The sequence below is a fragment of the Actinomadura geliboluensis genome (assembly GCF_005889745.1).
GTDB classification, from domain to species: domain Bacteria; phylum Actinomycetota; class Actinomycetes; order Streptosporangiales; family Streptosporangiaceae; genus Spirillospora; species Spirillospora geliboluensis.
The window spans coordinates 1-7520 of the sequence record NZ_VCKZ01000425.1 but is presented as its reverse complement, the minus strand read 5'-3'; the positions used below and the strand labels follow the sequence as shown (position 1 = coordinate 7520).

The following is a 7520-nucleotide window of genomic DNA, read 5'->3' as shown; positions in this document are numbered from 1 at the left end:
TCCAGGGACTACGACCAGCGATGCGCAAAGGATCGCCGAGCTGGAGCGCGAGAACCGCGAGTTGCGGCACAACGAGACCTCGACCGGCGTCGCCATGCCGATCAAGCGCCCGGCGGGCACCACCGCGCGCGAGGGGCTCGTCCTGGTGGACGCCACGTCCGGCGCGGGCGGCCTGCCCGTGGACGTCGCCGAGACCGACGTCTACTACTTCGCGCCGCAGAAGTGCTTCGCCGCCGACGGCGGACTCTGGGTGGCGCTGGCGTCCCCGGCGGCGCTGGAGCGCATCGACGAGATCGCCATGTCCGACCGGTACGTCCCCGAGTTCTTCAACCTGAAGACGGTCGTGGACAACTCCGCCAAGGACCAGACCTACAACACCCCGGCCGTCGCCACGCTGCTGCTGCTCGCCGAGCAGATCGAGTGGATGAACGGCCAGGGCGGGCTGGCGTGGACCACGTCCCGGACGGCCGACTCGTCCCAGCGGCTCTACACCTGGGCCGAGAAGACGTCCTACACGACTCCGTTCGTGGTCGACCCGGCGCAGCGCTCCCAGGTCGTCGGCACCATCGACTTCAACGACGACGTGGACGCCGCGGCCGTCGCGAAGGCGCTGCGCGCCAACGGCATCGTCGACACCGAGCCGTACCGCAAGCTGGGCCGCAACCAGCTGCGCATCGGCATGTTCCCGGCCATCGACCCCGACGACGTCGAAGCCCTCACGGCCTGCGTCGATTACGTCGTCGAGCGCTTGTAGTACTGGTAATCGCCACGCTGTGGCGCTTTTTGAGGGTTTGACCTCATGCACCGGTCACGGGCAGGCACGCGGAGCGAGCGCCAGCGAGCGCAGCGGGCCTGCCCGTCGAGCCGGGCGACCGCAGCGACACGTCGCCGCCCTGCACGGTCACAGCGACAGAAACCGTGGCGTGAGGATCGACCGGCTCGTGACGGGGGTTCCAGGGGGTCGCCCCCCTGGGCAGACAATGGCGCGGTGGCGGAGGCCCGCGTGGTCGGTTTCCCGGTCGGCTTGGGTGAAGCCGCGCCAGACGCGGGGGTCCATGTCGGAGTCGCGGGCCGTGGGCAGGAAGCGGGACGTCGCCAGCACCTCGGGCAGGTCGCGGCGGCCGGGGCGGCGCTCCATGCCGATCTTCACGTAGGTGCCCTCGCGCACCATGACGACGGACGCGAACCGGACCCGCGTGTGCCGCTCGGCGTCCCGGAACCAGCGCGGGTTGGACGCCCAGTAGATGTTCTGCTCGGTGTCGACGGCGACGGTCAGCGGGCTGAGCGCGCCCCGTGCCAGATGCACCTCGGTCGGGCGGTCGCGGTGCACCCAGGCCAGCGCGACCCGTCCGACCACCGCTTCGAGGACGGCGGTGACCTCGGCCGGTTCCCGGCAGCCGGCGAGCAGCTGGATGAGCGGCTCGCTGTCGGTCGTGCCGGACGCGGGCGGCAGCGCGAACCGGGCCCGCAGGTCGGCGGTGTCGATGTCGCCGTTGTGCGTGGCGACGAGGTCCCGGACGGCCATCGGGCTCGCGTTGCGCGGCTCCAGCGGCGAGCCCTGCGTCGCCCAGCGGGTGTGGCCGAGCGCGACGGGCGAGCGGTCCAGCTCGGGGACGTAGGCCGGCCGCCAGATCTCGGCGAACCGCCCGCGGCCCTTCACCACGCGGCAGCCGCCGGAGGGCCCGGCGATGCTCGGCCGGCCGCCGAGGCCCGGCCACGCGCCGAGCAGCGCGAGGCCCGCCGAGTCCGTGCCGCGTTCCTCCGCGAGCATGCCCAGCGTGACGAACACGTCCGAGGCCCGCCCCGGGTCCTCGTCGAACGGTGACCGCACCATCCCGAACAATCCGCACATGTCAGATGAGATGCAGATCATGGGCGGACGGTTCGAGTCGTCCACCGGGCCGAATAAGCTCAGACCCGTGAACCGCGCGCCCCGATGGCTGCTTCCCACCGTGCTGACCGCGCTCGTGCTCGCCGTGGTCGTCGGTGCGCTGCTGAGCTGACCGGCGCGGGTCATATGATCGACGGGGCGCGGAACGGGGATGATCAGGCCATGTCAGCACGCCGCGTCGCCGCCCGCTCCGCAGCCGCGCTCACGCTGGCCGGCGCTTCCGCGGCCGGGTACGCCCCCGCCGCGCACGCCGCCCCCGCCGCCGCGATGGACGAGCGCGTCGCGTTCACCATCAAGGACCCGCGGATCACCGAGTCCAGCGGCCTCGCGGCGAGCGCCCGGCATCCGGGCGTCGTCTACACCCACAACGACTCCGGCGGCGTCCCGAAGATCTACGCGCTCGGCCCGGACGGGCGGGTGCGGGCCGAGCTGACGCTCGGCGGCGCGAACGCCCGCGACTGGGAGGGCATGGCGCTCGGCAAGGACGGCCGCGGCCGTCCGGCGATCTTCGTGGCGGACATCGGCGACAACCTCGGCGGCGCCTGGCCGTACGTGACCGTGTACCGGATCCGGGAGCCGTCCCGGCTGGTCAGCCAGACGCTGCGGGCCACCGCGTTCAAGGTCAAGTACGAGGACGGGCCGCGCAACGCCGAGACGGTCATGATCAACCCGCGCACCAACCGGCTCTACATCGCGAGCAAGCTGTTCGGCGGCAAGATCTACGAGGCGCCGGCGAAGCTGCGGACGAGCGGGTTCAACGTCATGCGCAAGGTCGGCGACGCCCCGGCCATCGCGACCGACGGCGCGTTCGCCCCCGACGGCCGTACCTGCGTGATCCGGACGTACTTCGGCGCCCGGCTGTACTCGGTCGGGCCGGACGGCAGGCCCGGGAAGACGCTGAAGTCGATCAACCTGCCCATGCAGGCGCAGGGCGAGTCGCTGACCTACACGGCCGACGGCAGATCGCTGCTGGTGGGCTCCGAGGGCAAGAACCAGCCGGTCTACCGGCTGCCGCTGCCGGAGGAGGCGCTGCCGTCGCCGTCGCCCGCGGCGAAGAACGCGGGCGCGGCCGACTCGCCCGAGAACGGCACCAGGGACTCCCCCGGCACCCGGGCCGGGCTGTTCCTCGCGCTGGCGATCGCGGCCGCGGTCGGCTACGGCCTGACGCGGCGACGGCGGTGACGGGTGGGGCGCGGGGGGCGGCGCGCGGCCGTCCGACCTGACCGGCACGATGGAAAAGGCTTTCGGAGGACGACCGGATCCCGGAAGGGGGCGACGGTCCCGCGGGGACCCGTGTGAGGATGCGGACTGTGGAGCATGAGCTGGTGGGCCTCGCGGGGTCGGGTGGCCGGTGGCGCCCCGTCGCCGCCGGCCCGTTCACCGTCCTCGCGGTGGCGCTGGCGCTGCTGCCGATCCGCCCGGTGTGGCTGTGGGCCGCGCTGATCGGCGCCGTCGCCGCGGTCCCGTGGCTGCTCGGCGCCGTCCCCGACGCGCGCCGGCGGCGCCCCCGCCCGTACTGGCGGCTGTCGGCGGCGGGCCTGGAGCGGATCGGCCGGGGCGGGCTGGTCATGGTGTCCTACGAGCGGTCCCGGATCGACGGCCTGGCCATCACCACCGGCGACGGCGTCCTGACCGTCTTCCACCGGTTCGGGCGGACGGCCGTGGGCGGCATGACGGCGATGGGCCTGGAGCCGCTGGCCGTGTTCGTGACGGCCCGCCGCCTCGGCATCCCCATGCACGTGCTGGACGGCGAGGCCACCGACCTCCTCGATCCGGCGCTCGACGAGGCGCTGCGCGCGTCCGGCCTGGAGGACGACATCCCGGGCGGCGGCCCGCTGCCGCGCGACCACGCGGTCGAGAAGCGCCTGCTCGACCAGGAGGCCGCGCTGCTGGCGGCGGCGTACGAGCCGCCCGCGGAGCCGACCACCGAACCGTCCACCGCACCGTCCACCGGGGCCGCCGGAGGCCGCGCGGGCCGCGGCCGGGGCAGACGCGCCGGGGAGCAGCGGCTGGCCACGCCCGAGCCGCTGCCGAGCCGCCGCCGGATCATGGCGCTCGGCGCGCTGACCGCGCTGCTCGGCGCCGTGATGATCGTCCGGATCGCGCTGGACGGGACGAGCGAGTTCGGCGCCCGGCTCGCCGCGGGCTGCTGGGCGCTCGCCGCGATCGCCGGCGTCCTCACCGCCCGGCGCCGGCTGCTGCGCGCCGCGCAGGTCCGCTGGACGATCACCGCCGAGCGGCTGCTGGTGCGGGCCCGCCCCGGCCGCCGCCGCGAGGTCCAGGACCTGCGCGCCGGGGACGTCGCCGCGGTCGTGGTCGGCCCCGGCCTGCGCCTCGACCCGGTCAGCGGGGAGCCGCGCCGCGCCGACCTCGCCGCGCTCGCGTTCGGGCACCGGCTGGAGCTGGTCGCCCGGCTGCCCGCGCACGGCCTGGACGGCTTCCAGCTCGCGCACGCCCTCGACGACCACGGCTACCGGGTGATCACGCCGGGGGCGCGGGCGCCGCGCCGTCCCGACTACGGCCTGGAGGGGCTGCCGGAGATCTTCGCGCAGGTGCCCGGCGGGCGGCTCGTCGTCGCCGACGGCGGGCTCGGCTGGGCCGACGCCGCAGGCGACGTCGTGCTGAAGATGCCCGAGGACCGCATCGGCGGCATCGAACTGCTGACCATCGGCGGGCACGCCTGGGTCCGGCTGTACGACTCCGACGGCGACGAGTTCTTCGCCGCGCCGCTGTCGGCGCTGCGGATCTCCCGCACCGACCTGCGCGACTCGGCCCGCCGCGCGGGCCTGCCGGTCAACGACGCCGAGTACGACGCCTACATGAGCGCCGCGTTCCATTCGGCCGTGTCCACGCTCGCCGCGCCCGAGCCCGACCGGGCGCCGGCGGCGCTCCCCGCGCCCGCCACCGGCCCGGACGGCGGCGTCCAGGACGTCCCCGCGCCCCCGCCGGGCGGCCCCGGCGGGCAGGACGTCATGTTCGCCGTCTCCGCGCCGCTCGGCCCCGTCACGGCCCCCGGAACGCTCCTGGACGCGACCCGCCGCTCCCGCATCGGCACGTACGCGATGAGCGTGCTGCTGTGCGAGGCGGTGGCGCTGCTGGGCGCGGTCTGGCTCGGCCCCGACCTCGGCGGCTTCAACGCGACGGCGAGCTGGTCGATGCCCGCCGGCCTGGTGATCGGCCTCCTCGGCTACTGGCTGTACGACCGGAACCGCTCCCAGCTGCGCGTGTCGTCCGCCGGGCTCGCGGTCGTCACCCGGCGCGGCAAGGTCGAATGGGAGCTCATCCGCGACCGCGTCGGCGGCGTCGGCATCGACGAGTCGACCGACCGGATGCCGCGGCTGGTGGTGTGGGCGCCGTCCGGGCGGGTGCTGCGCCAGATCACCTTCCCGCCGGACCTGGACGAGCTGCGCCGCGCCTGCGAGCGCTACGGCGTCCCGTGGGGGCCGCCCGACGCCGACCGTCCCGCGCCGCCCCCGCCGGAGCTCTGACCGCCCGGCCGCAGCGACCACGTCTTCAGCGACTCGTAGGTGACCTGGTCGCAGTCCTTGCCGGGCAGGCGGCTGCGCACGAGCTGGATCGAGTCGGCCGTCCACGGGGTGCCGGCGAACGCCGACAGCTCCTCGATCAGCGACCGGACGTCCACCGGCCGCCGCGACCGCGCCAGCGTCAGATGGGGGCGGAACCCGCGGTGCTTGTCCGGCAGCGTCCCGACACGCCGCCCGGCGGCCGTGGTGGACGCGGCGAGCCGCGCGAGCCGGCGGCGGTCGCCGTACAGTCCCGTCCACAGGACACGGGCGTGCGCGCCGCTGCCGGGGAACGCGCCCGCGCCCGCGAGCGACAGGTCCATCCGCTCATGCCGCCCGACGGCGCGCTCCAGCCGGGGCAGCAGCCGGTCGAGGGTGCGGTCGTCGACCTCGCCGAGGAACGTCAGCGTGACGTGCAGCAGATCGCGCCGGACCCAGCGCAGTTCCGGCACCGCGTCCAGATGCGGGCGGACGGCCTCGTCGAGCTCGTCCAGGACGTCCGGCGGCGGCACGAGCGCCACGAAAAGCCTCATGGGAGCGTCCGAACGGCCACCCGGCCAGCCTGTCAGCCGACGGCACCGTTGTCACGCGGGCGGGCCCGTCATCCTTCCGCGGGACGGGCCCTGCGCAGCGCGGGCCGGACCGCCGTCCCCCGCGCGGCGACCGCCCCGACCACGACCGCGGCAAGCGCGGAGACGACCCCGCCGAGGACGAGGCTCGTCCGGGCGCCGAAGTGCTCGGCCAGCCAGCCGATCGCGGGCGCGCCCAGCGGGTTCGTGCCGAGGAACACCAGCATGTAGAGCGCCATCACCCGGCCGCGCATCTCCGGCGCGACGCCGAGCTGCATCGTCGCGTTCGCCGCCGTCGTGATCGTCATCATCGCGATGCCCGTCGGGACGAGCAGCGCCAGGAACAGCCAGTACGTCGGCATCAGCCCGGTGACGGCCTCCAGCGTCCCGAACACCAGGCCCATCCCGACCAGCATCCGCAGCCGCGGCTTGGCGACCCGCCGCGCGGCCAGCAGCGCGCCGCTGAGCGCCCCGAGCGCCAGCATGCTGGACGCGAGCCCGAACGCCGACGCGTCGGTGTGGAAGACCTCCTTGGCGACCAGCGCGACCGTCGTGTTGAAGTTCATGCCGAACATCGCGAGGAACCCGATGAGGATCAGCACGAGCATGAGGTCGCGGCGCCCGCGCACGTACCGCAGCCCCTCGCGGAGCTGCCCCTTCGCCCGCTTCACCGCCGGCGCGTCGTGCAGCTCGTCCGCCCGCATCGCCCACAGGCTGAACAGGACGGCGCCGAACGACGCCGCGTTCACCAGGAACACCGGCCCGGTGCCGATCAGCGCGATGAGCACCCCGGCGACCGCCGGTCCGAGCAGCCGCGCGCCGTTGAACGTGGCGCTGTTCAGCGCGATCGCGTTCGGCAGGTCGCGCCTGCCGACCATCTCGACCACGAACGACTGGCGGGTCGGGTTGTCGACGACCGTCGCCACACCGAGCCCGAACGCCAGCACGTACACGTGCCAGACCTGCGCGTTCCCCGACACGGTGAGCAGGCCCAGGACGAGCGCGAGCACGCCCATCGAGATCTGCGTGAGCACGAGGACGCGCCGCTTCGGATACCGGTCGGCGATGACGCCGCCCCACAGCCCGAACAGCAGCATCGGCAGGAACTGCAGCCCGGTGGTGATGCCGAGCGCGGTCCCGCTGCCGTGCGCGAGTTCGAGGACGAGCCAGTCCTGCGCGACGCGCTGCATCCACGTCCCGGTGTTGGACACGACCTGCCCGGCCGCGTAGAGCCGGTAGTTGCGGATCCGCAGCGACCGGAACATGCCGCCGCTGCGCGCCTCCCCGTCGGCCGCCTCCGCGCCGGGGACCTCGGAACCGCCCTCTTGGAACGTTCCGTCCCCCTTCACGCCACGCCCACCGTCACCGGCGTCCGCGAGCCGCACAGCCTCCCCAGCCCGCACGGACGCACCGTCCCGCACGAACTCGCCAAGCTGCGCGCCCTCATCAACCCGCACACCGTCGCCAACCCTCACGGGTTCGGCGACCTGCGTTGTGTCGCCGCCCCGCGTGCTGTCGCTCGGGCGTGTTGGGGTG

General features: G+C 74.5%; 8 protein-coding genes. 5 read left to right on the top strand and 3 right to left on the bottom strand.

Annotated features, from left to right (window positions below):
- Window positions 1–754, top strand: a 754-nt coding sequence (gene serC / locus ETD96_RS37300) for a phosphoserine transaminase (protein WP_240808503.1), incomplete at its 5' end; no start/stop codon positions are given.
- Window positions 755–901: 147 nt separating this feature from the next.
- Here serC and ETD96_RS37295 read toward each other — a convergent pair.
- Window positions 902–1834 (bottom strand): class II glutamine amidotransferase, encoded by a 933-nt coding sequence (locus tag ETD96_RS37295; protein ID WP_171069413.1) that lies wholly within the window; start codon window positions 1832–1834, stop codon window positions 902–904.
- A gap of 16 nt (window positions 1835–1850) precedes the next feature.
- Between ETD96_RS37295 and ETD96_RS45330 the strand changes: the two genes are divergently transcribed.
- From ETD96_RS45330 to ETD96_RS37285, 3 genes are all read left to right on the top strand, one after another.
- A complete protein-coding gene (locus tag ETD96_RS45330; protein ID WP_171069412.1) occupies window positions 1851–2003 on the top strand; it encodes a hypothetical protein in 153 nt (50 codons plus the stop codon).
- Window positions 2004–2053: 50 nt separating this feature from the next.
- Entirely contained in the window at window positions 2054–3073 is a 1020-nt protein-coding gene (locus ETD96_RS37290) for a hypothetical protein (RefSeq protein ID WP_138641220.1), read from the top strand.
- A gap of 128 nt (window positions 3074–3201) precedes the next feature.
- A complete protein-coding gene (locus tag ETD96_RS37285; protein ID WP_138641219.1) occupies window positions 3202–5379 on the top strand; it encodes a hypothetical protein in 2178 nt (725 codons plus the stop codon).
- Here ETD96_RS37285 and thpR read toward each other — a convergent pair.
- Entirely contained in the window at window positions 5316–5948 is a 633-nt protein-coding gene (thpR, locus tag ETD96_RS37280; RefSeq protein WP_138641218.1) for an RNA 2',3'-cyclic phosphodiesterase, read from the bottom strand. The two genes, ETD96_RS37285 and thpR, sit on opposite strands and share 64 nt — an antisense overlap.
- Before the next feature lie 68 nt (window positions 5949–6016).
- Entirely contained in the window at window positions 6017–7249 is a 1233-nt protein-coding gene (locus tag ETD96_RS37275; RefSeq protein WP_138641222.1) for an MFS transporter, read from the bottom strand.
- A 60-nt stretch (window positions 7250–7309) separates the two neighbouring features.
- On the opposite strand from ETD96_RS37275, the gene ETD96_RS46210 reads away from it, so the two are divergent.
- The coding region (locus ETD96_RS46210) for a hypothetical protein (protein WP_205719639.1) at window positions 7310–7520 on the top strand (211 nt) is incomplete at its 3' end.

Bases quoted from the DNA above. Each gene is read 5' to 3' on its own strand.
- ETD96_RS37275 (WP_138641222.1), bottom strand. From the start codon at position 7,249: ATGTTCCGGTCGCTGCGGATCCGCAACTACCGGCTCTACGCGGCCGGG.
- ETD96_RS37295 (WP_171069413.1), bottom strand. From the start codon at position 1,834: ATGGTGCGGTCACCGTTCGACGAGGACCCGGGGCGGGCCTCGGACGTG.
- ETD96_RS37290 (WP_138641220.1), top strand. From the start codon at position 2,054: ATGTCAGCACGCCGCGTCGCCGCCCGCTCCGCAGCCGCGCTCACGCTG.
- thpR (WP_138641218.1), bottom strand. From the start codon at position 5,948: ATGAGGCTTTTCGTGGCGCTCGTGCCGCCGCCGGACGTCCTGGACGAG.
- ETD96_RS45330 (WP_171069412.1), top strand. From the start codon at position 1,851: ATGTCAGATGAGATGCAGATCATGGGCGGACGGTTCGAGTCGTCCACC.